At 58.3% G+C, this 23,921-nt stretch carries 23 protein-coding genes; 9 read left to right on the top strand and 14 right to left on the bottom strand.

Annotated elements, in window-relative coordinates; genetic code table 11:
* The first annotated feature begins 221 nt into the window (after nucleotides 1-221).
* The gene (uvrA, locus tag B0B09_RS02200) at nucleotides 222-3,080 is read left to right on the top strand and encodes an excinuclease ABC subunit UvrA (protein WP_076658183.1); all 2,859 of its coding nucleotides are present in this window, start codon (nucleotides 222-224) and stop codon (nucleotides 3,078-3,080) included.
* A gap of 61 nt (nucleotides 3,081-3,141) precedes the next feature.
* Here uvrA and mmsB read toward each other — a convergent pair whose 3' ends face one another.
* Genes mmsB through B0B09_RS02215 form a run of 3 tightly spaced genes read right to left on the bottom strand, consistent with a single transcriptional unit; the run spans nucleotide 3,142 to nucleotide 6,237 of the window.
* Complete coding sequence (gene mmsB, locus B0B09_RS02205) at nucleotides 3,142-4,008, bottom strand: 3-hydroxyisobutyrate dehydrogenase (RefSeq protein WP_076658184.1); 867 nt, start codon at nucleotides 4,006-4,008, stop codon at nucleotides 3,142-3,144.
* On the bottom strand, nucleotides 4,005-5,051 hold the full coding sequence (locus B0B09_RS02210) for an enoyl-CoA hydratase/isomerase family protein (RefSeq protein ID WP_076658185.1): 1,047 nt from the start codon (nucleotides 5,049-5,051) through the stop codon (nucleotides 4,005-4,007). Before B0B09_RS02210 ends, mmsB begins: the two co-directional genes overlap by 4 nt.
* Before the next feature lie 49 nt (nucleotides 5,052-5,100).
* Complete coding sequence (locus B0B09_RS02215) at nucleotides 5,101-6,237, bottom strand: acyl-CoA dehydrogenase family protein (protein ID WP_076658186.1); 1,137 nt, start codon at nucleotides 6,235-6,237, stop codon at nucleotides 5,101-5,103.
* Between the two features lie 83 nt (nucleotides 6,238-6,320).
* Here B0B09_RS02215 and B0B09_RS02220 point away from each other — a divergent pair, with 83 nt between their 5' ends.
* Nucleotides 6,321-7,307 carry a glycosyltransferase family A protein gene (locus B0B09_RS02220; RefSeq protein WP_076658187.1) on the top strand — a complete coding sequence of 329 codons (987 nt, stop codon included), beginning with the start codon at nucleotides 6,321-6,323 and terminating at the stop codon, nucleotides 7,305-7,307.
* Between the two features lie 30 nt (nucleotides 7,308-7,337).
* Here the strand turns inward: B0B09_RS02220 and B0B09_RS02225 are convergent, their stop codons facing one another.
* Entirely contained in the window at nucleotides 7,338-8,837 is a 1,500-nt protein-coding gene (locus B0B09_RS02225) for a CoA-acylating methylmalonate-semialdehyde dehydrogenase (RefSeq protein WP_055293346.1), read from the bottom strand.
* 100 nt (nucleotides 8,838-8,937) lie between these two features.
* Between B0B09_RS02225 and B0B09_RS02230 the strand changes: the two genes are divergently transcribed.
* The 4 genes from B0B09_RS02230 to B0B09_RS02245 all read left to right on the top strand — a co-directional run bounded on the left by B0B09_RS02230 (nucleotide 8,938) and on the right by B0B09_RS02245 (nucleotide 11,649).
* Complete coding sequence (locus B0B09_RS02230; RefSeq protein ID WP_076658188.1) at nucleotides 8,938-9,840, top strand: LysR family transcriptional regulator; 903 nt, start codon at nucleotides 8,938-8,940, stop codon at nucleotides 9,838-9,840.
* Nucleotides 9,841-9,878: 38 nt separating this feature from the next.
* Nucleotides 9,879-10,313 (top strand): CBS domain-containing protein, encoded by a 435-nt coding sequence (locus tag B0B09_RS02235; RefSeq protein ID WP_076658189.1) that lies wholly within the window; start codon nucleotides 9,879-9,881, stop codon nucleotides 10,311-10,313.
* Nucleotides 10,314-10,381: 68 nt separating this feature from the next.
* Nucleotides 10,382-10,876 carry a pantetheine-phosphate adenylyltransferase gene (gene coaD / locus B0B09_RS02240; RefSeq protein ID WP_076658190.1) on the top strand — a complete coding sequence of 165 codons (495 nt, stop codon included), beginning with the start codon at nucleotides 10,382-10,384 and terminating at the stop codon, nucleotides 10,874-10,876.
* Nucleotides 10,877-10,887: 11 nt separating this feature from the next.
* Nucleotides 10,888-11,649, top strand: a complete 762-nt coding sequence (locus tag B0B09_RS02245; RefSeq protein WP_076658191.1) for an alpha/beta hydrolase — start codon at nucleotides 10,888-10,890, stop codon at nucleotides 11,647-11,649.
* 48 nt (nucleotides 11,650-11,697) lie between these two features.
* Here the strand turns inward: B0B09_RS02245 and B0B09_RS17840 are convergent, their stop codons facing one another.
* The 5 genes from B0B09_RS17840 to gap (B0B09_RS02260) form a co-directional block, all read right to left on the bottom strand.
* Entirely contained in the window at nucleotides 11,698-11,856 is a 159-nt protein-coding gene (locus B0B09_RS17840) for a hypothetical protein (protein ID WP_165689279.1), read from the bottom strand.
* Between the two features lie 139 nt (nucleotides 11,857-11,995).
* Nucleotides 11,996-13,933 carry an acyltransferase family protein gene (locus B0B09_RS02250; protein ID WP_076659741.1) on the bottom strand — a complete coding sequence of 646 codons (1,938 nt, stop codon included), beginning with the start codon at nucleotides 13,931-13,933 and terminating at the stop codon, nucleotides 11,996-11,998.
* 129 nt (nucleotides 13,934-14,062) lie between these two features.
* A complete protein-coding gene (gene gap, locus B0B09_RS02255; RefSeq protein WP_076658192.1) occupies nucleotides 14,063-15,064 on the bottom strand; it encodes a type I glyceraldehyde-3-phosphate dehydrogenase in 1,002 nt (333 codons plus the stop codon).
* Nucleotides 15,065-15,135: 71 nt separating this feature from the next.
* Nucleotides 15,136-15,279 (bottom strand): hypothetical protein, encoded by a 144-nt coding sequence (locus tag B0B09_RS17845; protein ID WP_055292556.1) that lies wholly within the window; start codon nucleotides 15,277-15,279, stop codon nucleotides 15,136-15,138.
* Between the two features lie 83 nt (nucleotides 15,280-15,362).
* Nucleotides 15,363-16,364 (bottom strand): type I glyceraldehyde-3-phosphate dehydrogenase, encoded by a 1,002-nt coding sequence (gene gap / locus B0B09_RS02260; protein ID WP_055292557.1) that lies wholly within the window; start codon nucleotides 16,362-16,364, stop codon nucleotides 15,363-15,365.
* A 218-nt stretch (nucleotides 16,365-16,582) separates the two neighbouring features.
* Between gap (B0B09_RS02260) and B0B09_RS02265 the strand changes: the two genes are divergently transcribed.
* On the top strand, nucleotides 16,583-17,377 hold the full coding sequence (locus tag B0B09_RS02265) for a phytanoyl-CoA dioxygenase family protein (protein WP_076658193.1): 795 nt from the start codon (nucleotides 16,583-16,585) through the stop codon (nucleotides 17,375-17,377).
* A 107-nt stretch (nucleotides 17,378-17,484) separates the two neighbouring features.
* Here B0B09_RS02265 and tkt read toward each other — a convergent pair whose 3' ends face one another.
* The gene (tkt, locus tag B0B09_RS02270) at nucleotides 17,485-19,503 is read right to left on the bottom strand and encodes a transketolase (protein WP_076658194.1); all 2,019 of its coding nucleotides are present in this window, start codon (nucleotides 19,501-19,503) and stop codon (nucleotides 17,485-17,487) included.
* Between the two features lie 262 nt (nucleotides 19,504-19,765).
* Between tkt and B0B09_RS02275 the strand changes: the two genes are divergently transcribed.
* Nucleotides 19,766-20,236 carry a hypothetical protein gene (locus B0B09_RS02275; RefSeq protein ID WP_076658195.1) on the top strand — a complete coding sequence of 157 codons (471 nt, stop codon included), beginning with the start codon at nucleotides 19,766-19,768 and terminating at the stop codon, nucleotides 20,234-20,236.
* Entirely contained in the window at nucleotides 20,223-20,609 is a 387-nt protein-coding gene (locus B0B09_RS02280) for a cell division protein ZapA (RefSeq protein WP_076658196.1), read from the top strand. Before B0B09_RS02275 ends, B0B09_RS02280 begins: the two co-directional genes overlap by 14 nt.
* Nucleotides 20,610-20,643: 34 nt before the next feature.
* Here B0B09_RS02280 and grxD read toward each other — a convergent pair whose 3' ends face one another.
* The 4 genes from grxD to purL all read right to left on the bottom strand — a co-directional run bounded on the left by grxD (nucleotide 20,644) and on the right by purL (nucleotide 23,745).
* On the bottom strand, nucleotides 20,644-21,003 hold the full coding sequence (gene grxD, locus B0B09_RS02285) for a Grx4 family monothiol glutaredoxin (RefSeq protein ID WP_076658197.1): 360 nt from the start codon (nucleotides 21,001-21,003) through the stop codon (nucleotides 20,644-20,646).
* On the bottom strand, nucleotides 21,000-21,254 hold the full coding sequence (locus B0B09_RS02290; RefSeq protein ID WP_076658198.1) for a hypothetical protein: 255 nt from the start codon (nucleotides 21,252-21,254) through the stop codon (nucleotides 21,000-21,002). Before B0B09_RS02290 ends, grxD begins: the two co-directional genes overlap by 4 nt.
* Nucleotides 21,251-21,487 (bottom strand): BolA/IbaG family iron-sulfur metabolism protein, encoded by a 237-nt coding sequence (locus B0B09_RS02295; RefSeq protein WP_076658199.1) that lies wholly within the window; start codon nucleotides 21,485-21,487, stop codon nucleotides 21,251-21,253. The genes B0B09_RS02290 and B0B09_RS02295 overlap by 4 nt, the downstream gene beginning before the upstream one ends.
* A 98-nt stretch (nucleotides 21,488-21,585) precedes the next feature.
* Entirely contained in the window at nucleotides 21,586-23,745 is a 2,160-nt protein-coding gene (gene purL, locus B0B09_RS02300) for a phosphoribosylformylglycinamidine synthase subunit PurL (RefSeq protein WP_076658200.1), read from the bottom strand.
* Between the last annotated feature and the right edge of the window lie 176 nt (nucleotides 23,746-23,921).

Raw genomic sequence — 23,921 nt, forward strand, 5'->3', positions numbered from 1 at the left:
AAATGTATTAAACTTTTTTGTGAGAGTGAAACTATCGGCTTCGCGCTTGCGTGTCTCCTCGCTGTTTGTGCCTGATGGTGTGGCTGTTTTTGCCAAGTTGCGTGACGGCTGGTCTGTCCTTTGGCGAAGATTTCTGCAAAATGTTTCACGAATGTTCCCAAGACGGGCTGGCGGTTCGCTTCGGGACTGCTATCTGATGTCTATAGGCTCTGGGGGTCGAGATGGCTGAACTGAAAAATATCGAAGTGCGCGGCGCGCGCGAGCATAACCTGAAGAATATTGACGTGGATATTCCGCGTGACCAGCTGGTGGTGATCACGGGCCTGTCGGGGTCCGGAAAATCGTCACTGGCGTTCGACACGATTTATGCCGAAGGCCAGCGGCGCTATGTTGAGTCGTTGTCGGCCTATGCGCGCCAGTTTCTGGATATGATGGAAAAGCCCGATGTCGATCACATCAGCGGCCTGTCCCCTGCGATTTCGATTGAACAGAAGACGACATCAAAGAACCCCCGTTCGACCGTCGGCACCATCACCGAGATTTACGATTATCTGCGCTTGCTCTTCGCCCGTGCGGGTACCCCCTATAGCCCCGCTACGGGCCTGCCGATTGAAGCACAACAAGTGCAGGATATGGTCGACCGCGTGATGGCGCTTGAAGTAGGCACGCGCGGCTATCTGCTGGCCCCGATTATTCGCGACCGCAAGGGCGAGTATCGCAAGGAATTTCTTGATCTGCGCAAGCAGGGCTTTCAGCGCGTCAAAGTGGATGGGCAGTTCTACGAGCTGGATGAACCGCCGACGCTGGATAAGAAATTCCGCCACGATATTGATGTGGTTGTTGACCGCATTGTTGTGCGCGAGGGTCTTGAGACACGGTTGGCCGACAGTTTCCGCACGGCACTGGATCTGGCGGATGGAATCGCAATTCTCGAAACCGCGCCCAAAGATGGCGAACCCGAGCGTCTGACCTTTTCGGAGAATTTTGCCTGTCCTGTGTCCGGCTTCACCATCCCAGAAATCGAGCCACGGCTGTTTTCGTTCAATGCGCCCTTCGGGGCTTGCCCGTCCTGTGACGGTCTGGGCGTTGAGTTGTTCTTTGACGAACAGCTTGTTGTGCCCGATGTGACCCTGAAAATTGCTGATGGCGCTCTGGCGCCGTGGCGCAAGGGCAAGAGCCCGTATTTCCTGCAAACCATCGAGTCCATTGCCAAACACTACGGGTTCAACAAAAACGCCCGCTGGAAAGATCTCGACCCGAAGATACAGCAGGTGTTCCTGTACGGTTCCGGCAAGGAAGAGATCAAGTTCCGTTACGATGAAGGCGGTCGCGTCTATCAGGTCGAACGCGCGTTTGAGGGCGTGATCCCCAATATGGAGCGCCGCTATCGTGAAACAGACAGCAACTGGATTCGCGAAGAATTCGAGAATTTCCAGAATAACCGCAATTGCGGCACTTGCGGCGGCTACCGTTTGCGCGAAGAGGCTCTGGCGGTGAAAATCGGCGGCCTGCACGTGGGTCAGGTTGTGAAGATGTCGATCAAAGAGGCCTATGACTGGTGTCAGGATGTGCCGTCCTCACTGAGCAAGCAGAAGAATGAAATCGCCGCCGCGATTCTGAAGGAAATCCGCGAGCGATTGGGCTTCCTCAACAACGTTGGTCTGGAATATCTGACGCTGTCGCGCAATTCCGGCACGTTGTCGGGTGGTGAAAGCCAGCGCATCAGGCTGGCCAGCCAGATCGGTTCAGGCTTGCAGGGGGTGCTTTACGTGCTGGATGAGCCGTCGATCGGCCTGCACCAGCGCGACAACGACCGTTTGCTGACGACGCTTAAGAACCTGCGCGATCAGGGCAATACCGTGATCGTTGTAGAACATGACGAAGAGGCGATCCGCGAGGCGGATTATGTCTTTGATATCGGCCCCGGCGCGGGTGTGCATGGCGGTCAGGTGGTGGCCAAAGGGACGCCGGCCGAGATTATGGCGAATGAGGCGTCTGTGACCGGTCAGTACCTGATCGGGGCGCGCGAAATTGCGGTGCCGGCCAAACGCAGGAAGGGCAAAGGCAAGAAGCTGACCGTGGTCAAGGCCACAGGTAACAATCTGCAAAACGTCACCGTTGATTTTCCATTGCAGAAATTTGTCTGTGTGACAGGCGTATCAGGGGGCGGTAAGTCCACGCTGACGATTGAAACGCTTTTCAAGAATGCGTCGATGAAACTCAATGGCGCGCGGCAGACACCGGGACCCTGCGAGACGATCAAAGGGTTCGAGCATCTGGACAAAGTGATCGACATTGACCAGCGGCCAATCGGGCGCACACCGCGCTCGAACCCTGCGACCTATACGGGGGCCTTTACCCCGATCCGCGAATGGTTTGCGGGTATGCCGGAAGCCAAGGCGCGCGGCTACAAGCCCGGGCGCTTCAGTTTCAACGTCAAAGGCGGGCGCTGTGAGGCCTGTCAGGGTGACGGTGTCATCAAGATCGAAATGCACTTTTTGCCCGACGTCTATGTGACTTGCGAGACCTGCAAGGGCGCGCGCTATAACCGCGAGACGCTGGAGATCAAGTTCAAAGGCATGTCGATTGCCGATGTGCTGGATATGACCGTAGAGGACGCGCAAACGTTCTTTACCGCCGTGCCGTCGATCCGCGAAAAGATGGATGCGCTGATGCGTGTCGGGCTGGGGTACATCAAGGTCGGCCAGCAAGCGACGACGCTGTCAGGCGGAGAAGCGCAGCGCGTGAAGCTGTCCAAGGAACTGGCGCGGCGGTCGACGGGGCGCACGCTCTATATTCTGGACGAACCGACAACCGGTCTGCATTTTGAAGACGTGCGCAAGCTGTTAGAAGTGCTGCACGAATTGGTCGATCAGGGCAATTCGGTGATTGTGATCGAACACAATCTCGACGTGGTGAAAACCGCTGACCATATCATCGACATCGGCCCCGAGGGTGGTGATGGCGGTGGTCAGGTGGTCGCCACAGGCACGCCCGAGGAAGTAGCAGAGGTGCCCGAAAGTCATACGGGCCGATACCTCAAGGAAATGCTGGCGGCGCGCAAGGTCGCGGCGGAATAGGTCCCCAAAATTCAAGAATTTTGGGGATGCCTTCGGCGAAAGTTTGATTGGACGAAGAAAGTCAGGTGCGGTGCCGCTTTTCAAAGCGCGGCAGCATGGCGGAAAAGTCTTTGCCGCTTCCGCCTTCGTTTTCAACAAACTGCGCATAGAGATCGCGCGCGGCCTGTCCCATGGGCGTGTCAGCGTCGGCGGCCTCTGCCGCCATCTGGCTCAGGTTCAGGTCTTTTAGCATGAGTTCAGCCGCGAAACCCGGTTGGTAGTCGTTGTCTGCGGGGCTTTGCGGGCCTATGCCGGGGGCCGGGCAATAGGCGTTCATTGACCAGGAATAGCCTGATGACGTGCTGACCACGTCGAACATTGCCTGCCGGTCCAGCCCCAGTTTGTCGGCGAGTACGAAGGCTTCGCAGGTGGCGATCATCGTGACGCCAAGGATCATGTTGTTACAGATCTTGGCTGCTTGGCCGTTGCCTGATGGCCCGCAATGCACGGCCTTTTGTCCCATGATATCAAAAAGCGGTTTGACGGTGGCAAAGGCCGTTTCCGGCCCACCTGCCATGAAGGTGAGCGTGCCGTTGGTGGCCCCGCCGATGCCGCCTGACACGGGCGCGTCGACCGCCTGCAGCTCTGCGGCATCGGCCTGTGCCGCGACAGCGCGCGCGCTTTCAACATCAACGGTCGAACAATCAAGGTGGATGGCCCCGGCCTTCATGGCGGGGTAAATTTCGGCGGCCACCGCGCGCAGGATATCGCCGTTGGGCAGCATGGTGATCACAACATCAGCGTCTGTTGCGGCCTCTGCGGCGCTTTGCGCAAGTGTCAGACCTGCGGGTGCCGCGATCGTATCAAAGCCCACGACCGCATGCGATTTGGCGAGGTTTGCAGCCATGGGCGCGCCCATGTTGCCCAGTCCGATGAAACCGATTTTCATGTTGTTTCCTTCCATTGCAAGGCGTTTGACCCGAGGTCTTGGGTCATTGCGGCGACGTCTTCGTCTTTTACAGCGTGCCAACTGGCGTGCTGCCATTTCGGGCTGCGGTCACGGTCAATGATGGCCGCGCGGATGCCTTCGATAAAGTCGCCCTGTGCGACACAGCGATAGGTGTAGCGGAATTCGCGCTCTAAAGCCTGTTCGATGCCGGGGGTGCGGCGGGCGGCCTGTATGATCCTGACCGCGACAGCCATGCCCAACGGGGCGTTCCGGTCCATCAGCTTGCGCGCATGGGTGGTGGCAGGGCCATCCGGCACGGCCGCCATTGCGCGGTAGACGTCAGAAAGTGCAGCACCGCCAAAGCAGCTGTCGATTTCGTCTTGCCATGCGGCCAGTCGTGCGGGCGGCGGGGGTGCGGATGCGGCTTCGACCAAGGACGCGTCGCCCGTGCTGATCAGGGTCGCTTTCAGGTCCGTCCAACCCTCTTGCGGAACAAAATAGTCGGCGAAACCGGCGTAGAGGGCATCGCCTGTGTCCATACGGTCCCCGCTGAGCCCGAGGAATTCACCGCAATGCCCGGGCGCTTGCGCAAGAAGGAGCGAGCCGCCCACATCGGGGACAAGACCAATGCTGCACTCGGGCATGGCGATCTGGCTGTTTTCGCAGACGATACGGTGGGATGCATGACAGCCGACACCGACCCCGCCACCCATGGTAAAGCCGTGCAGGAAGCTGACGACGGGCTTGGGGTAGCGACGGATCTTGGCATTGAGGCGATATTCGTCGCGCCAGAAGCGGCGGCCATAGTCGAGATCGCCCTTTTGGCCAGAGGCGTACATTTCTGCGATATCACCGCCGGAACAAAAGGCGCGGTCGCCTGCGCCGTCGATGAGGATCACGGCGACCTCGGGATCTGAACGCCATGCGTCCAAGGCGGCCTCGATTGCCAGACACATGTCCCATGTCAGCGCATTCAGTGCTTGCGGACGGTTCAGCGTGATGAGGCCCGCTTTGCCGGATTTGCGGATGATGATGTCGGTCACTTCGGTGGGCCTTTGTGAGGTCCCGGATCGGGTTCCGGGACGGCGTGAGTTACTGGATCATGTGGCGCGCGGTGATCAGGCGCATGATTTCGTTGGTGCCTTCCAAAATCTGATGCACGCGCAAATCACGCACGATCTTTTCGATCCCGTAATCAGCCAGATAACCGTAGCCGCCGTGCAATTGCAGGCACTGGTCGGCGACATTGCTACCTGTTTCGGTGCAGAGCTTCTTGGCCATGGCGCAGAATTTCGTGGCGTCTGCTGCACCCGTGTCAAGCTTCCATGCCGCTTGGCGTAGAAAGGTGCGGGCCGATTGCAGGGCGATTTCCATATCGGCAAGCCGGAATTGCAGGCCTTGGAACTGGTCGATGGATTTGCCGAAGGCGCGGCGTTCGGCCATGTAGGCCACGGTTTGATCAAGGGCGGCTTGGGCGGCACCGATTGAACAGGCCGCGATATTCAGGCGTCCGCCATCAAGACCGGCCATGGCGTATTTGAAGCCTTGGCCTTCTTCGCCCAGCAGGTTCTCTGCAGGGGCGGGGCAGCTGTCCATCTGCACCTGCCGCGTGGGTTGTGACCGCCAGCCCATTTTGTCCTCTAGCCCGCCAAAGGAAAGCCCCGGTGCGCCGTCCTCAATCACGATGGCGCTGATCCCCTTGGGGCCGTCATCGCTTGTGCGCGCCATCACGATATAAGCGTCGGAATAGCCGCCACCTGAAATGAACGCTTTGGTGCCGGTCAGAAGATAGCCGGAATTGTCGCGTGCTGCTTTGGTCTTGAGTGCCGCCGCGTCCGAGCCTGACCCGGGTTCGGTCAGGCAGTAGGACAGGATCGTTTCCATGCTGAGCGCCTTTGGCAGCATGCGGTCCTTGAGCGCGTCGGTGCCATAGGCGTCAATCATGCGTGCGCACATGTTGTGGATGGACAGGAAGGCCGCGACAGAGGCGCAGGACTGTGACAGCGCCTCGAAGACCAATGTCGCATCAAGCCGCGACAGGCCGGTGCCGCCGCGCTCTTCGGACACATAGAGCCCGCCGAAACCGAGTTCTGCCAATTTCGGCCAGAGTGTTTTGGGGATGGTGCCTTCCGCTTCCCATGTGCGCGCGTGGGGCGCGATATGCTCGGCACCGAAATCGCGGGCCATGTCGAAAATGGCAGATTGTTCTTCGGTCAGGGCGAAATCCATCTTTGCAGCCTGTTTGAGTGGACAGTTGGTAGAAGGTTGGTTCTATTCCAAGGTAATTGCAATCCCGGTCCAAGAGGAAATCCGTGTCCGAAACAGAGCATGCCGCCTTGCCTTCAAAGAAGTTGCGCATCGGGCTTGGGGTCATAACCCATCGGCGTATGAATGGCCTTTTGCGACTTCTGGAAAGCTTTCGTCAGATGAAAGTGCCTGCGGATGTCGCATGTACAGTCCTGATCGCTGAGAACGACGATGCGCCTACGCTGGACGCCCATATTGCGGCGTTGCAGGCTGCGGTTCCATTTGAGGTGCAGCTTGATTTTGAAAAGACGCGTGGGATCCCATTTGCACGCAACAAAGTGCTGGATATGGCATTGGCTGGAAATTTTGATTTCCTGACATTTGTAGATGATGACCAGATTGTAGATCGTTTCTGGCTCGTGATGCTCTTTTCCTCGATGCAAGCGCGCGAGTTGGATCTTGTGGGCGGACCAAACCTCTTTATTCAAGACCCGGAGGCCACGTTGCCCTGGCAAAACAGACTTGTTTTGCAGGACTACAAACGGTCCAAGAGATATATCAACTCCTACAGATCGTCGCTGGTCCTGACAGATAGCGAGTGCGAGATACCGATCTATACCAACAACTGGATGTTGCGGATGTCAAAGCTGCGCGAGTTGGGGGTCAGATTTGACGCAGATTATGCGATCTCTGGGGGATCAGACACGAAATTTTATCACGATTCTTGTCAAGCGGGCGCGGTGACTGGCTGGGCTTCGGACGCGCATGTCTCAGAGATATGGCCAGCAAGCCGTCTCACGTTTCGTTATCTTTATAAACGGACGCGTGACCAGCGGTCTACGACGCTCCTCCGGGCGCAAGAAGAGCCAGCCCTGCCAAGAGCGCTCCTTTTTTTATGCCTCAAATGCTACAAAGCGTTTGGCTTGTTGCTCAGAAGTCCGTTCAACAATTTCAGAACATTGCCGGTCGCAATTCGGCGGGTTGCCGAAGGGGTAGGGACGGTCAGGGCGGCGCGTCGGCTCAAAAGCCAACTGTACCGCCCTTCAGATTAAGCCAGCTGCGGCCCAATCCACCGCGACAGCCTATTCCATCAAGGGGATCGAGAACTCGCCGCCTTCTTTGATGCCCGAGGGCCAGCGCGAAGTGATTGTCTTGGTCCGTGTGTAGAACTTGAAGGCATCGGGGCCGTGCTGGTTCAGATCGCCGAACATGGATTTCTTCCAGCCGCCGAAGGTGTGATAGGCCAGCGGCACGGGGATTGGCACGTTCACGCCGACCATGCCGATGTTGATGCGGTTGGCGAAATCGCGTGCTGTGTCACCGTCGCGGGTGAAGATCGCGGTACCGTTGCCGTATTCGTGGTCCATGGCAAGGCCGATGGCCTCTTCATAGGTTTTGGCGCGGATGGTCGACAGGACAGGGCCGAAGATTTCGGTCGTGTAGATGTCCATATCCTTGGTGACGTTGTCAAAGAGATGCGGGCCGACAAAGAAGCCGTCTTCATAGCCCTGGAGTTTGAAGTTACGACCATCAACGACCAGTTTCGCACCTTGGTCGATGCCGGTTTGCACCAGACGTTCGATGTTCGCTTTGGCAGCGGCTGTGACAACGGGGCCGTAGTCCACGTCATTGCCTGCGGTGTACGGGCCGACCTTCAGCGCCTCGACCTTGGGGACGAGCTTTTCAAGCAGACGATCTGCGGTCTCATCGCCCACGGCCACAGCCACCGAAATCGCCATGCAGCGTTCGCCAGCAGCACCGTAGCCTGCACCGACCAGCGCGTCGGCGGCCTGGTCCATGTCGGCGTCGGGCATGATGATCATATGGTTCTTTGCGCCACCAAAGCACTGCACGCGTTTGCCCTGCGCACAGCCGGTGCCATAGATGTATTCCGCAATCGGGGTCGAGCCGACGAAACCGACCGACTGGATCGTGTCGTCATAAAGGATCGCGTCGACCGCTTCCTTGTCGCCGTTGACGACCTGCAAGATGCCTTTGGGCAGGCCTGCTTCTTCCATCAATTCAGCCAGCATCAGCGGTACGGATGGATCACGCTCGGAGGGTTTGAGGATAAAGGCATTGCCGCAAGCGATTGCGGGCGCAAACATCCACATCGGGATCATGGCGGGGAAGTTAAAAGGCGTGATGCCGGCGGTCACACCCAAGGGCTGCTTCATCGAATACATGTCGATGCCGGGGCCTGCGCTGTCGGTGAATTCACCTTTCAGAAGCTGCGGCGCACCGATGCAGTATTCCACAACTTCGAGACCACGGATGACGTCGCCTTTGGCGTCGGGCAGGGTTTTGCCGTGTTCGCGGCTCAGAGCCTCGGCCAGTTTGTCCATATCGCGGTTCAGAAGACCCACGAAGGCCATCATCACGCGGGCGCGGCGCTGGGGGTTCACTTTGGCCCATGCGGGTTGGGCTTTCGCTGCGATTTCAACGGCTTTGGCCATTTCAGCGGCGTTTGCGAGCGGCACTTTCGCCTGCACTTCGCCGGTGGCGGGGTTGAAGACGTCGGCAAATCGGCCGGACGTGCCTTTGACGTGTTCGCCGTTGATGTAGTGGGTCAACTCTTGCATGGGATCCTCCAAATGTTGGTTTGGCGTGACTATATCCTTGCGTTTTTCCGTGTAAAAGAACCAATATCCCAAAATCATTTTGCAAAAATGCAAGGATGCTATGGAAAACTGGGATGACATGCGGGTGTTTCTGGCGGTCGCGCGGGCCGAGGGCCTGTCGGCGGCCGCACCTGTGCTGAAAATGGACCCCTCGACCTTGGGCCGCCGGATTGCGCGGCTTGAGCGCAATCTGGGGGCCGCGCTTTTTGTGAAATCACCGCAGGGCTATGCGTTGACCGATCTGGGCGAACGGATGAAGGAACGTGCCGCAGAGGCCGAGGTTCATCTGGCACGGATCGCGGATGAGGGGCAGGGGGAACGCGCGGGGCTGACGGGGCAAATCCGGATCGGGGCGCCGGACGGGGCGGCGAATTACCTTTTGCCGCAGGTTTGCGCGGCTATTCAGGAAAGGAACCCTGATCTTGAGGTGCAAATTCTGGCGCTGCCGCGTGTCGTCAACCTGTCACGGCGCGAGGCAGATATGGCGATTACCGTCAGCCCGCCTGCCGCAGGGCGGCTGACAGTGCAGAAGATCACGGACTATCAGCTGCATCTTGCGATGCGTTCGGATGCGACCCCTTTACAGAGTTTGGCCGATCTGAAGGGCCGACGGATCGTTGGGTATATTCCGGACATGATTTTTGACAAAGAGCTGGATTATCTCAGCGCGATTGATGTGGCGGGCGTACAGATGGCGTCGAATTCCGTGGCGGTGCAGTTGCAGATGATCCGGCAAGCAGGGGTCGGGATCGTGCATGATTTCGCGCTGCCCTTTGCGCCCGAGGTACAAATGGTGCTGCCGGATGCGGTGGCGCTGACGCGCTCGTTCTATCTGGTGCGGCATACATCGGACCGGCGGCTTGACCGGTTGACGCGGTTTGCACATGCGCTGCGGGCGGGAATACAGGACGAAGTTGCGCGGTTGGAACGCACAGCACGCTTGACAGCTAGGCCCCCCGTTTGACACGCTGAAAGCCCGGAGGAGAACCAAGGAGTGCACCTATGTTAGTTTCCCAGATGTTGAAGTCGAAACCTGATGTCGGTGTGATTTCAGTGACGCCCTCGTCCTCTGTTGCGGATGCCGCCAAGCTCTTGTCACAGCACCGTATCGGTACCGTTGTGGTGTCTTCTGATGGTGCGGCTCTGGATGGCATCCTGTCTGAACGTGACATTGTGCGTGAATTGGGCAAACGGGGGGCGGCCTGTCTGAGTGATCCTGTCAGTGCGCTGATGACGGCAAAGCTGACCACCTGTACCCCGACGGATTCGGCGCTTGAGGTGCTGGAAATGATGACCGCCGGGCGGTTCCGCCACCTGCCGGTCATGGATGAGGGGCGGATGGTGGGCCTGATTTCCATCGGGGACGCTGTAAAGGGCCGCTTGTCGCAACTCGCGATGGAAAAAGAGTCGCTCGAAGGCATGATCATGGGCCACTAAGGCCCGCCTTGCATTCTGCTGCGCAATAATGTTGCTTGGCGAAACTGTAGAACACCAAGAGGTTTGCCATGCGCGTTGCACTTTACCCCGGCACATTTGATCCGGTCACGCATGGTCATCTGGACATCATCCGCCGCGCTGCGACATTGGTGGACCGGTTGGTGATTGGCGTGGCAATCAACCGTGACAAAGGCCCGCTGTTCACGCTGGAAGAACGGGTTGAGATGATCGAGGCCGAGGTGAAGCAGCTCTCTCTCAAGAGCGAATGCGAAATCGTGGCCCATCCGTTCGAGAACCTGCTGATCGATTGTGCGCGTGATGTGGGCGCGTCGATGATTATTCGCGGTCTGCGTGCTGTGGCGGATTTTGAGTATGAATATCAAATGGTTGGTATGAACCGCGTGCTGGATAATTCCATCGAGACGGTGTTTCTGATGGCCGAGGCCCAACATCAGGCGATCGCCTCAAAGCTGGTGAAAGAGATCGCGCGCCTTGGGGGGGATGTGTCCAAATTCGTGACACCTGCCGTCAACGCCGCGTTGAAAGAGCGGTTTGGCGTTTGAGCTGGCTCTGGATGCTGGTTGGTACCTATCTGCTCTACGCTGCTGTGATGGTGGTTGCCCATCCGCGCATCATCTACCCGTTTGGAGCTGACGCCTTCGACAATCCCGCGTTTCGCCAAGAGGTCGTTTCAGACCGTGATGTTTCAGTTGCGATCTCTGAGGGCGATGACGATTTGGCGGTATTGTTCTTTATGGGCAACGGTGGGTCGCTGGCCTACTTTACCTATTCGCTGGATGCACATCAGGATGCGGGCAGGACCGTTGCGGCGCTGGAATATCGGGGCGGGGCCGGTATCGCGGGGCGCCCGTCTGAACAGGGTCTCAAGGCTGATGCGCTGGCCGCCTATGATTGGCTCGCAGCTCAGCATGACGGGCCGATTGTGGTGCACGGGTTTTCGCTGGGCACCGGGCTGGCTATTCATGTGGCGGCACGACGGGATGTGGCGGCGGTGTTGCTTGATGCGCCCTATACCACGCTGTGCGCATTGATGACCAAAGGGTCCTATTTGCCTGCCTGCTATCTGCCTTTCGTACAGAAATGGCGGTCGCTGGATGATGTGCCTGCGCTGAATGCACCGGTTCTGATCCAGCACGGCACGGCCGATCAACTGATCCCTATCGGCTATGGTGCGCAATTGGCGAACGCGATGGATGTGGCGGGCCTGTCTGTCACCTTCCATGAGGTCGCAGGTGCCACCCATAACAATCTGGCCGGGCAGGCGGGGTATCAGGACAGGATCAATGCGTTCCTGAACGGGTTCCCCAAAAACTAAAGCCGCACCCAAAGGCGCGGCCGGTCTTCTGTCAGTGATCGTAAGCGTTTAGCCGTAGATGCGTTTGGCTGCGATTTTCGCGGCGTCCTCACGGAACATGCCAAGGTCGATGGCTGTTTCCAGTGGCATTGAGGCCAGTTCATGCTTCAGGCGGCTATAGGCCACGCGTTTCCGGACGGCTGTGCGAACTATGTTCAATACGGTCATAGGGATGCTCCTTTACATTCACGGAGTTTGATCTCGTGAAACAAAGGTAGCAAAGCCGCGGCGCGAAACAACTGACAGTTAGCGCTAGCGGTTATGCATCTTTTGCATGGCGGTTTTTGCAAGTTGCCAAGTATTTGGGCTATCTCGCAAAAACTGTTTGCAGCCGGTTGTCGCTGCGAATGACGTCTTGGACCGCTTGCCGCGCCCCGGCCACTGTCCAATGACCATTGTCGAGAATATAAAGCTGGCCGTCCGCGGTGAGCGTCGGGCAATTCTCCTGGCAGATAGGTTGGAAGCTGGAGACATAGTGGATTGCCGTGCCGGAAAAATGGCTTTCAAGCTTACGATCAAGCTGATCATCTGACCGAAAATCGGTGTCTGCATAGAAGTTTCGCAAGTTCTCCGGATCTGTACTTCCCGCCATTGCAATATCAATGATCGGCCGAAATCGTGGACGTGGCCCCCAAAAAATGAGCGGTGCATCGCCGGTTTGAAGCTGCACCAATGTGCGCGACAGTCTCTCAATTTCGGGTGCATTGGGGCGCTCAATCCCGCCCGCTCCTCTGGCGATCAGCGACCCGCCGCTTTGCGAATAGATCACCGCGCTGATCCGCGCGGCGTTGTCAGTCAGCCAGGTTCGCCAAAATGCGATAAAGGGCGCGCAAAAGACTTTCTCCGAGACCGGTTGGGCCAGATTGCAACCGTTTCCTGTAAGCTGGACGATATTATGATCAGGGAAAACGGCGTTCAGGCCCACGTAGATATCCGCGGCATGGCTATCGCCGAGAACCACGATCAACCTGTCTGATCCTGCAGGCAGGCAGTCTGCAAAGACATCGAAATAGACTTGCCGAGAGTTTTCTGTCGCATTGCAGTTGAATTCTCCGGTGGCGTTCGTCCGTTCATCAAGCGCTGTGTCCAGTGTCGCGAATAGCGCGCGGATTTCGGGTGTATATCGTGAAGGATAGCCCCGATTTGTATGAATCTGCCAGCTGACCAGTGCGATGATCAGTCCCGCAAGAAGGCTGGTGCGCGCCAACTGACGTGACCCAATCACGAACTGGCCGCTGCGCTTATGCCGGAACGGGACTTCGATCAGGTGATACATGAGTGCGCCTGCCGCAAGAGTCAGGGCGATCAAACCCAAAACTTGCAATGACGTTTGGGCCTGGCCGAACAGAAAAATGAAATAGATGATCAAAGGCCAATGCAGGAGATAGACCGAATAGCTAATGCGTCCGATATAGCGGATCGGCGGCAAGGCTATGGCCCGGTTCATGATGGCCGTTGGGCCTGCGTAGATCATCAGTGCTGTCGCGACCACCGGGATGGCCCCGTTCAGGCCCGGAAAGGGCGCTGTCTCTTGCAGCGTTCCGGCCACAAAGAGGATGATCAAGAGCCCGCTAAGTGACGCGATATTGGCGGTGATCACATTGCGCGCCTCCCAGCCGGTGAGGGCCAGAACAGCGCCGACGCCGAAAGCAAAGATGCGGAATGGGGTGAGGTAGAACGCGGCCGATGCGTGGTCGGCCAAGAGCATCTGGCTCAGTCCGAGGCTGATAAGGCTTAGCGTAATCATTGCAGCCAGTAGGCCCGCTTTTGAAAGATAGCGTGCAGCGATAACCAGTGCGGCTGGCCAGATGAAATAGAACTGTTCCTCAACTGCCAACGACCAGGTGTGCAGAAGGGGCTTATAGGCGGCCGCGTTATCGAAGTACCCGGTTTGCTGCCAGAAAAAAATGTTGCTCACTGAAAGCAACGTCGCGAGGGCCGCTTGTGCCGTTGCCTGATAGAGCGTTGGTGGCAGAATGAACCACCCTGCGAGCAATGTCAGCGCGATCGTTACTAAAAGAGCGGGCCCCAATCGGCGCAAGCGCCGGAGGTAGAAATCCTTGAATGTGAACCGCTCTTCCGCGGTTTCGCGCAAAATGAGGCTGGTAATCAGAAAGCCGCTGATGACGAAGAAAACATCAACGCCGATGAAGCCCCCCGGCACGTTGGACAGGCGCACATGAAAGAACACGATCAAGATCACTGCAACGGCACGCAACCCATCAATGTCGTCGCGATATTGCACGCAGGTCACCTTGGTCAGTCTTCTTTCCTTATGGCTAGCATCTGGTGGAAATCGTGACAATGCTGTTGGACACGGCCATAAAAAAGCCGACCCGTCGAGGCCGGCTTTCAACAGTCTGGTTGCTGTCGTCTAGATCAGCTTGCCCATTGCCACCGCTGTGTCGGACATGCGGTTCGAGAAGCCCCATTCGTTGTCATACCACGTCAGGATCCGGACCATGTTACCGTCCAGAACCTTGGTTTGGTCGAGGTGGAAGATCGAGGAGTGAGGATCGTGGTTGAAGTCCGAGCTGACCATCGGCAGGTCGGTATAACCGAGGATGCCTTTCAATGGGCCGTCTGCGGCGGCGATGATGGCTGCGTTGACCTCTTCGACTGTCGTGGCGCGGCTGGCCTCGAATGTCAGGTCCACGACCGACACATTCGGGGTGGGAACACGGATCGCCACACCGTCAAGTTTGCCGTTCAGTTCCGGCAGCACAAGGCCCACGGCTTTGGCGGCACCGGTCGAGGTGGGGATCATGGACAGGGCGGCGGCACGGGCGCGGTAAAGGTCTTTGTGCATCGTATCCAGCGTCGGCTGGTCGCCGGTGTAGCTGTGGATTGTGGTCATGAAACCTTTGGTGATGCCGATTGCGTCGTTCAACACCTTGGCCACGGGCGACAGACAGTTCGTCGTGCAGGATGCGTTCGAGACTATGATATCATCAGCCGTCAGCATCCCGTCATTCACGCCATAGACGATTGTTTTGTCGGCATCCTTGCCGGGGGCCGAGATCAGAACACGGCTTGATCCGTTATCAAGGTGCGCTTGGCAGGCCTCTTTGCTGGTGAAGATGCCGGTACACTCCATCACAACATCCACGTTCGACCATGGCAGGTCTGCGGGGTTGCGGATGGCGGTGACCTGAATAGGTCCGCGACCCACGTCGATAGTGGTTTCGGTTGTCGTCACCGTGGCAGGGAAACGCCCGTGTACGCTGTCAAAGCGGAGCAGGTGTGCGTTGGTTTCGACCGGTCCCAGATCGTTGATCGCGACAACCTCGATGTCGGTGCGCCCGCTTTCGACGATTGCCCGCAGGACGTTGCGGCCGATGCGGCCAAATCCGTTAATAGCTACTTTGACGGCCATGGTACTCTCCTCAGGGTCAATGTTGGCGCTAACATTGCGATTTATACGAAAAGGTCAACCGTTGATCGCGCTTAGCGCCAAAACGCCATCCATTCGATAAGTCCGACAAATTTGCGCGATAGAAACAGCGCATTAGCTCCATCGTACTGCAGGTAGTCGAAACCAAGCAATGCGACCAAGAACAGACCAAGAAGAACAGCGATGGTATTTGTCATGGGCCGAGGTTTAGCCCAGATGCCACAAATGGCAAAGCCCGCACATGCGGGCTTGCAAGGTTTTGTGCTGGTCAGGGCAGAGGTTAATGCAACCGTCCCATCGTGGCCGCGACATCGGCCATACGCGCCGAAAAGCCCCATTCGTTGTCATACCACGCCAGCACGCGCACGGTGCGCCCGCCCACGACCTTGGTTTGATCCGGCGCAAAGATCGAACTTTCGGTGGTGTGGTTGAAGTCGATGCTAACCTTTGCCTCGTCGTCATAGGACATCACCATGCCCATGTAACCGGCTGCAGCCTCGGCCACGATGGCGTTGACCTCATCAACGGTGACGGATTTTCCGGCCTCGAATGTCAGGTCCACGGCACTGACATTGGGGGTGGGAACCCGCATCGCTGTGCCGTCGAGCTTGCCTGCCAGTTCCGGCAGCACTTCGCCCAGAGCTTTGGCTGCCCCGGTGGATGTGGGGATCATCGCCATGGCGGCAGCACGGGCGCGGTAAAGATCGCTGTGGCGGCGGTCCAGTGTGGGCTGATCGCCGGTATAGCTGTGGATCGTTGTCATGATGCCGCGTTCAATGCCAATGGCGTCATTGAGGACTTTGGCGAGGGGGGCCAGACAGTTGGTTGTGCAAGACCCGTTCGATACCATGTTTTCGGTGCTCAGCAGATCGCGGTGGTTTACGCCGTACACAACGGTGCGGTCCACGTTTTTGGCGGGGGCCGAAATCAGAACCTTTTTCGCACCTCGCGTCAGGTGGACGTTGGATTTCAGACCGTCGTTAAATTTGCCGGTGCATTCCAGAACGACATCGACGCCCTCCCAATCAAGCTCTTCGGGATCGTAGGTCGACATCACATCAATCGGGCCGCGGCCCAGATCCATCGTGTTGCCCTTCACAGTGATCGGGCTGCCAAAGCGGCCGTGCACACTGTCGTATTTCAGCAGATGCGCGTTGGTTTCAATCGGGCCCGTGGCGTTGATTTTGACGACTTGCACATCGTTGCGCGCGGCCTCGGTGATATGGGCCAAAGTGCAGCGCCCGATGCGTCCGAAACCGTTGATCCCGATGGTCACTGTCATAGCTGAAATTCCTTGCCGCTCTGTCCTCGTTGTAGGTTGTATACGTAGGTGTACGCCCAAGGGGAACGAAAAATGTGTTATTCATCAATATGTTAACGATAACATGCGCTGTTAGCGATAACGCGTTTGCCGACTAAAAGGATGTTACCGCAAACAATTGGTGCGGCTGTCGAATCATGTTTTGATTTACTAGTGTGGGCCAACTGAAAGGACGCCAGATGCACCCGCTCATTACACAAGACCATGTTGAGGCTTATCAGCGCGACGGGGTGGTCCTGATCAAAGGCCTTTTTGCCGATTGGGTGGAACCGCTGCGTGAAGGTATCACGACCAATATGGCAGAGCCCGGGCCCTATGCTGCCGAGAACCTGCATGATGGTGAAGCGGGGCGCTTTTTCGACGATTACTGTAACTGGAACCGGATTGCCCCGTTTGAGGATGCCGCCCGCCATTCGCCTGCCGCCGAAGTGGCCGCCGATTTGATGGGGTCGCAAACCTGCCAGCTCTTCCATGATCATGTGCTGGTCAAAGAGCCTGGCACCTCAAAGCCGACACCATGGCATCAGGACAGCCCCTATTATTTTGTGGAAGGTCAGCAGACCGTCAGTTTCTGGTCGCCGCTCGATCCCGTCCGACAGGCTTCGCTGCGCTGTGTCGCGGGATCGCACAAATGGCCCAAAGAGGTCTTGCCGACGCGGTGGCTGTCAGAGACGGATTTTTATCCCGATGACAAGGATTTCATGCCGGTGCCCGATCCCGATGCGGAAGGGATGGAGATTTTGGAATACGCGATGGAGCCAGGCGATGCGGTGGCGTTTCATTACCGCATACTGCATGGGGCACGCGGCAATGAGGCCAAGGCGCGGCGCCGTGCCTTTTCCCTGCGTCTGCTGGGCGATGATGCACGCTATGTCGCGCGTCCGGGTCCAACATCGCCACCGTTTCCGGGGCATGACATGGTGCCGGGGCAAAAACTGCGCGAAGACTGGTTTCCGGTGCTGTTCATCCGCTAATTACGGCCAATCTCACAATCTTTCCGCGCAAAGCTGCGCGCCACAGGCCTGAATGTCGCCACTGCGGTGCGGACCTTGATCCATGGCATCGCAGTGGCGGTGATTGTTTACTTGAGCAGGGATTTCACCTTGGCGGCGGTGTCTTCAGCGGTGATCCCGAACTCTTTGAAAAGCCGCTCGGCAGGGGCGGATGCGCCAAAGCCGTGCATGCCGACAAAGCCGGATTTTTCGCGCTTGCCGCGCTCGCCGAACAACCAGCGGTCCCAGCCAAAGCGGATGCCCGCCTCGATTGCGACGCGCACAGGACCACCGGGCAGGACGCGCTTGCGGTAGCTTTCCTCTTGCTCTTCGAAGAGTTCCCAGCACGGCATGGACACAACGCGGGTGCCGATCCCTTCTGCTTGCAGCAGATCGCGGGCTTCCATCGCGATAGACACTTCAGAGCCTGTGGCCAGCAGGATCGCCTGGCGTTTGCCTTCGGCATCGGCCAGCACATAGGCGCCCTGGGCGACCATGTTCTTGTTCTTATGCTCGGTGCGCACGGTGGGCAGGTTCTGACGGGTCAGGGCCAGCACGCTGGGCGTTTTCTGCGATGTGAGCGCGATTTCCCATGCTTCGGCGGTTTCCACCGTATCGGCAGGGCGGAACACGTTCATGTTGGGCGTGGCGCGCAGCATGGCGAGGTGTTCGACAGGCTGGTGTGTGGGCCCGTCTTCGCCAAGACCGATGCTGTCATGTGTCATGACATAAGTCGTCGGCACGCCCATCAGCGCGGACAGACGCATCGCGCCGCGTGCATAATCGGTAAAGCACATGAACGTCCCGCCATAAGCGCGCGCACCACCGTGCAGCGCCATGCCGTTCATGGCTGCGGCCATCCCGTGTTCGCGCACACCGTAATAGATGTAACGGCCCTTGCGGGTATCGGGGTGGAAGGTGCCCATGTCTTTGGTCAGCGTGTTGTTTGATCCTGTCAGGTCCGCCGAACCACCGATGGTTTCCTGCATGATCGGGTTGATGACCTCGAGCGTCATTTCCGAGGACTTACGGGTTGCAACCGAGGGTGCGCCTTCGCTGATCTGCTTTTTCAGCGCACGGATCGTGGCGGACAGGCGCTTTGGCGCTTCACCGGCGTAGATGCGTTTGAATTCGGCCTGCTTATTGGCCGAAAGCGCGTTGAAACGGTCGTGCCATTCTTTATGGGCCTTGGCCCCCCGTGCGCCGATCTCGGCCCATTGCTTGAGCGCGTCAGCGGCGACTTCGAAATCACCCATCGGCGCGCCATAGGCTTCTTTCGCGGCTTTCAACTGGTCGGCGTTGGTCAGGGCGCCGTGACCTTTGGACGTGTCCTGTGCTGCGTGGCCCAGTGCGATATGGGTTTTGCAGGCGATCATCGACGGGCGGGGGTCATTCTTCGCTGCCGTGATGGCCGCGTCGATGGCCTCTGGATCATGGCCGTCGATGGATTGGACGTGCCAGCCCGAGGCCTCAAACCGCATCGGCTGGTTTGTGATGTCGGCGATATCGACGGTGCCGTCGATGGTGATGTTGTTGTTGTCCCAGAACACGATCAGGTGAGACAGCTTCTGCATGCCCGCCAGCGCAATCGCTTCCTGGCTGACGCCCTCCATCAAACAACCGTCGCCGGCCATAACATAGGTGCGGTGATCGACGATCTTCTTGCCCCATGTGGCGCGCTGGATTTCCTCGGCGATGGCGAAACCGACCGAATTGGCGATCCCTTGGCCCAGCGGGCCTGTCGTGGTTTCAATCCCGCGCGCATGACCGAATTCAGGGTGGCCTGCGGTGCGGGCGCCCCATTGGCGGAAGTCCTTGATCTGCTCGAGCGGCATATCCTCGTATCCGGTCAGATACATCAGGGAATAGAGCAGCATCGAGCCGTGGCCTGCGGACAGGATAAAGCGGTCACGATCGGGCCACTCGGGCGCTTTAGGATCGAACTTGAGGTGTTTTTCAAACAGCACGGTTGCCACATCGGCCATGCCCATGGGCATGCCGGAGTGGCCAGAGTTTGCTGCGGCGACCGCATCCAGCGTCAGGGTGCGGATGGCGGTGGCTTTCATCCAGTGGTCGGGGTGTGCGGTGCGCAGGGCTGCAATATCCAAGTGATCAGGTCCTATTTACGATTGGTGAACATCAGGCGTTGGCAGCGTCATATCAGGACCGAACCCAAGATCAAGCGTGACGGCTAAGTTACTCATATTCTTGGTACGCTGTGGTTTGCGGCAGGGCCGGTGATGGCATACGCTTGAAACCAACAGGTACGATTCGGAACATTTTTGCCGCGGCAGTCGGGCGGAAAAGCAAGTGGTTACAAAGACGATGGCTAAGACGGGCACGCCCTTTGCGCCATGAAAGGACGAGCGGATGAGTGACATAAGTATATTGGAAAGCCGCATCACCGCAGCGCTAGACAGGATCAGGCAGGGTCTGGATGCCGCCGGTGGGCAAACTGCCGCCGATCCCGCGCTGCAGGCGGCCCTTGATCAGGAGCGCGCGCAAAACGCCGAACTGGTGGAACGTGTCCGTGTCCTGAAAGAGCGGCAGGATACGCAGGTGGCCAACCTGACGCTGCGTGCCGAGACACAGAGCAAGCATCTGATGAAGCTGGACGAGGAGTTGCAGCAATTGCGCGCCTCGAACGTTCAGTTGCGCGAGATGAACGCAAAGCTGCGCGAGGCTGTGACCACGGGCCTTGCGCCGGAATTGCATGATGCAGCGGTCACTGCCGAAATTGAGGCGTTAAGCGCGCAGCGTTCTGCCGATGCAGCCGAGATTGATGCCATTCTGGACGAGTTGAAGCCCCTGATCGAGGAGACATCCCATGCCGCAGGTTGAGATTGCTATCGGGGGGCGGACCTTTGAGGTCGCCTGTCAGGACGGTGAAGAGCAATTCCTGCATTCTGCCGCGGCGATGCTGGATGCGGAAGCCAGCCATCTGGCGGATCAGATTGGCCGGATGCCCGAGGGGCGCATGCTTTTGATGGCGGGTCTGATGCTGGCGGACAAGACCGCATCACTTGAAGACAAGGTGCGGCAGCTGGAAACAGAGGCTGCCAATATGCGCGCGCAGATGGAGAACCTGCAAAGCCAACCGGCACCTGCACCCGTGCGTGTCGAGGTGCCTGTGGTGCCTGCGGCTGTGACGGATGCTTTGGCAGAGATCGCGGCGCGGGCCGAAGCTTTGGCCGATCAGGTCGAGGCGCGATAGACAAAAGGCGGGCAGGGCGCCCGCCTTTGCTATTCTAGCTGTTTGCTTCGCGGATTTTTTCGGCCGCGTCTTTATCGAAGGCGACGCCGCTTTCGGTAAAGAGAGTGTCCAGTTCACCCGACAGGGTCATCTCCGTGATAATGTCGCAGCCGCCGACGAATTCGCCTTTGACGTAAAGCTGCGGGATGGTCGGCCAGTCAGAGTAGTCTTTGATCCCCTGACGGATGTCGTCATCGGCCAGCACGTTCACATCGGCATAGTCCACGCCCATGAAGTTCAACACGCCAGCGACACGGGACGAGAACCCGCACTGTGGCATGCTTTTGGTACCTTTCATGAAAAGGACGACGTCGTTGGATGTGACGGTTTCTTTGATTTGGTCTTGGGCTGTCATTTTTTGTCCGTTCTGGTTTGAGCGAAAATCTTCGCATAGTCATTAGGATCTTTTGGCACGCGGTAGGCCGACGAACTCATATCCCTGCCGCTAGAAGCGTTCGGCTGAATAAGATGATATCCTTGGCCGGGATTGCTGCCCTTGTCTTGGGTTGGCGCGTTCTTGCGGCGCTTGTCACCGAAGACCATAAGCAGCATGCCACCTACCGCGATCAGGACGAGAAGCAATATGACGATGGTCTCTCCGCTCATACGGGCGCCTTGGTTGTCAAAGCCAGCGCGTGTAACTCGCCGTTGCTGCCGTCCATCTTGCCCTTAAGGGCGGCATAGACAGCGCGTTGTTGCTGGACGCGGTTTTTGCCACGAAAGCTCTCGTCGATAACTTCGGCCGCAAAATGGGACCCGTCGTTACCCTGCACGTTGATTGTGGCGTCAGGGAAGGTTTCGCGCAGGAGGGTCTCGATCTCGAAGGCGGTGATAGGCATTTGCGGTCCTTTTGGTGCGTTTGTTTTAAGTTAGGGCCGCTTGCGCCGGGGGACAAGTGGGGATGCCTCCGGCGGGAGTATTTCGGGCAAGATGATAATCAGGCGACCGCGTTTTCAAACGCGGTGCGGAAGATCAGGCCGAGTTCTGACAGGGGTGCGCTCTGGCTGCCAAAGGTAATCTGGTCGCCGCCCACTTTGCCCACAGTCACCAGCGGAACGCCCGCCTGACTGGCGGCGATCATCAGTGCTTCGGCCTGATCGAAGTTGCAGGCGATCAGGTAGCGCGCCTGATCCTCGCCAAAGAGGGTCGGCGTGTCTTCTGCATCCAGCGTGATCCCGACCCCTGCCGCCTCGGCCAACTCGAAGGCCGCAAGGGCCAGACCGCCGTCGCTGAGGTCGGTGCAGGCCTTGATATAGGCGTGGTTGGCGCGGATGAAATCACCATGAGCTTTCTCTGCGGCAAGATCGACGGGAGGCGCATCGCCTTCGGCGCGACCGTACACTTCGGCAAGCAGCGCGGATTGGCCAAGGTGACCGGTGGTGTCGCCGAGCACCAGCAGCACATGGCCTTCGCGGATATCACCGGTGATCATGTGATCGGGGTGGTGGATGATACCGACGGCGCCGATGGTGGGCGTGGGCAGAATGCCCTTTCCGTCGGTTTCATTATAAAGTGACACGTTGCCCGACACGATCGGCATGTCGAGCGCTTTGACGGCCTCGCCGATGCCTTGGATCGCGCCCACGAATTGCCCCATGATGCGCGGCTTTTCGGGGTTGCCGAAGTTCATGTTATCGGTCGTTGCCAAGGGGGTCGCACCCACGGCGGTCAGGTTGCGGTAGGCTTCGGCGACGGCCTGTTTGCCGCCCTCAACAGGGTTGGCTTTGACATAGCGCGGGGTCACGTCCGAGGTGAAGGCCAGCGATTTATCGGTGCCGTGCACCCGTACGATGCCCGAACCCGCGCCAGGCGTGCGCGCGGTGTCGCCCATGACCTGTTGGTCATATTGCTCATAAACCCATTGTTTGCCTGCATAGTTGGGGCTGCTGATCAGCGCCTTCAGCCCGTCGATAGGATGCACACCCGGCACCTCGCCCAATGGGGCCGCAGGGGGTGTGGGTTCCCACGGGCGATCGTATTCGGGGGCAGAGCCGGAGAGGGTCGCCAAGGGCAGATCGGCCATGATCTTGCCGTTGTGCTCGATGATGAAGCGATCTTCGGCGATTGTTTCGCCGACGATCGCAAAATCGAGGTCCCATTTCTCGAACACGGCGCGGGCCTCGGCCTCAAGCGCGGGTTTGAGCACCATCAACATGCGTTCCTGGCTTTCTGAGAGCATCATTTCATAGGCGGTCATGTTCTCTTCGCGCTGTGGGACTGCATTTAGGTTGAGTTTGACACCCAAGCCGCCCTTATCGCCCATTTCCACCGCCGAACATGTCAGACCGGCAGCGCCCATATCCTGAATGGAAATCACGGCGCCGGTGGCCATCAGTTCAAGCGTGGCTTCCATCAGGCGTTTTTCGGTGAACGGATCACCGACCTGCACAGTGGGGCGCTTTTCCTCGATGGTGTCGTCGAATTCGGCGCTGGCCATCGTCGCACCACCGACACCGTCGCGGCCCGTCTTGGCGCCCAAATAAACCACGGGCATGCCAATGCCGGAGGCGGCGGAGTAGAAAATCTTGTCCGCATCCGCGAGGCCTGCGGCGAAGGCGTTCACAAGGCAGTTGCCGTTATAGGCGGGATCAAAGCGCACTTCGCCGCCCACGGTGGGCACGCCAAAGCAGTTGCCGTAGCCACCGACACCGGCGACAACGCCGTTGACCAGCTGCCGTGTTTTGGGGTGTGTCGGTTCGCCGAAGGAGAGCGAGTTCATCGCCGCAATCGGGCGCGCGCCCATGGTAAACACATCACGCAGGATACCGCCGACGCCTGTGGCCGCACCCTGATAGGGTTCAATGTAGCTGGGGTGGTTGTGGCTTTCCATTTTGAAAACCACTGCTTGCCCGTCACCGATGTCAACGACACCTGCGTTTTCTCCGGGGCCACAGATCACTTGGGGGCCAGTCGTGGGCAGGGTCCGCAGCCATTTTTTCGAGGACTTGTAAGAGCAATGCTCGTTCCACATTGCCGAAAAGATGCCGAGTTCCGTGAAGGTCGGTTCGCGGTCTATGATCTCGAGGATCCGCTGATATTCATCAGGCGAAAGCCCATGGGCTGCGATCAGGTCTTCGGTGATTGCTGGCTCTTGCATCTTGGTCCCCCGCGCTTGAGTCGCGCGTGTTTTACGGGGTTGCGCGTAGGAGGGAAAGAGAGCTGTTGATTTGTGCGCTTTAGAAACATGCCGATGCGGTATTTCTGGAATGCCGGCACGGACGGCACGGCGCCAAAAAAAATGCCGGGCACAAGGCCCGGCGAAGTCCAACAGGG

This window comes from Yoonia rosea, assembly GCF_900156505.1.
Taxonomy (GTDB): domain Bacteria; phylum Pseudomonadota; class Alphaproteobacteria; order Rhodobacterales; family Rhodobacteraceae; genus Yoonia; species Yoonia rosea.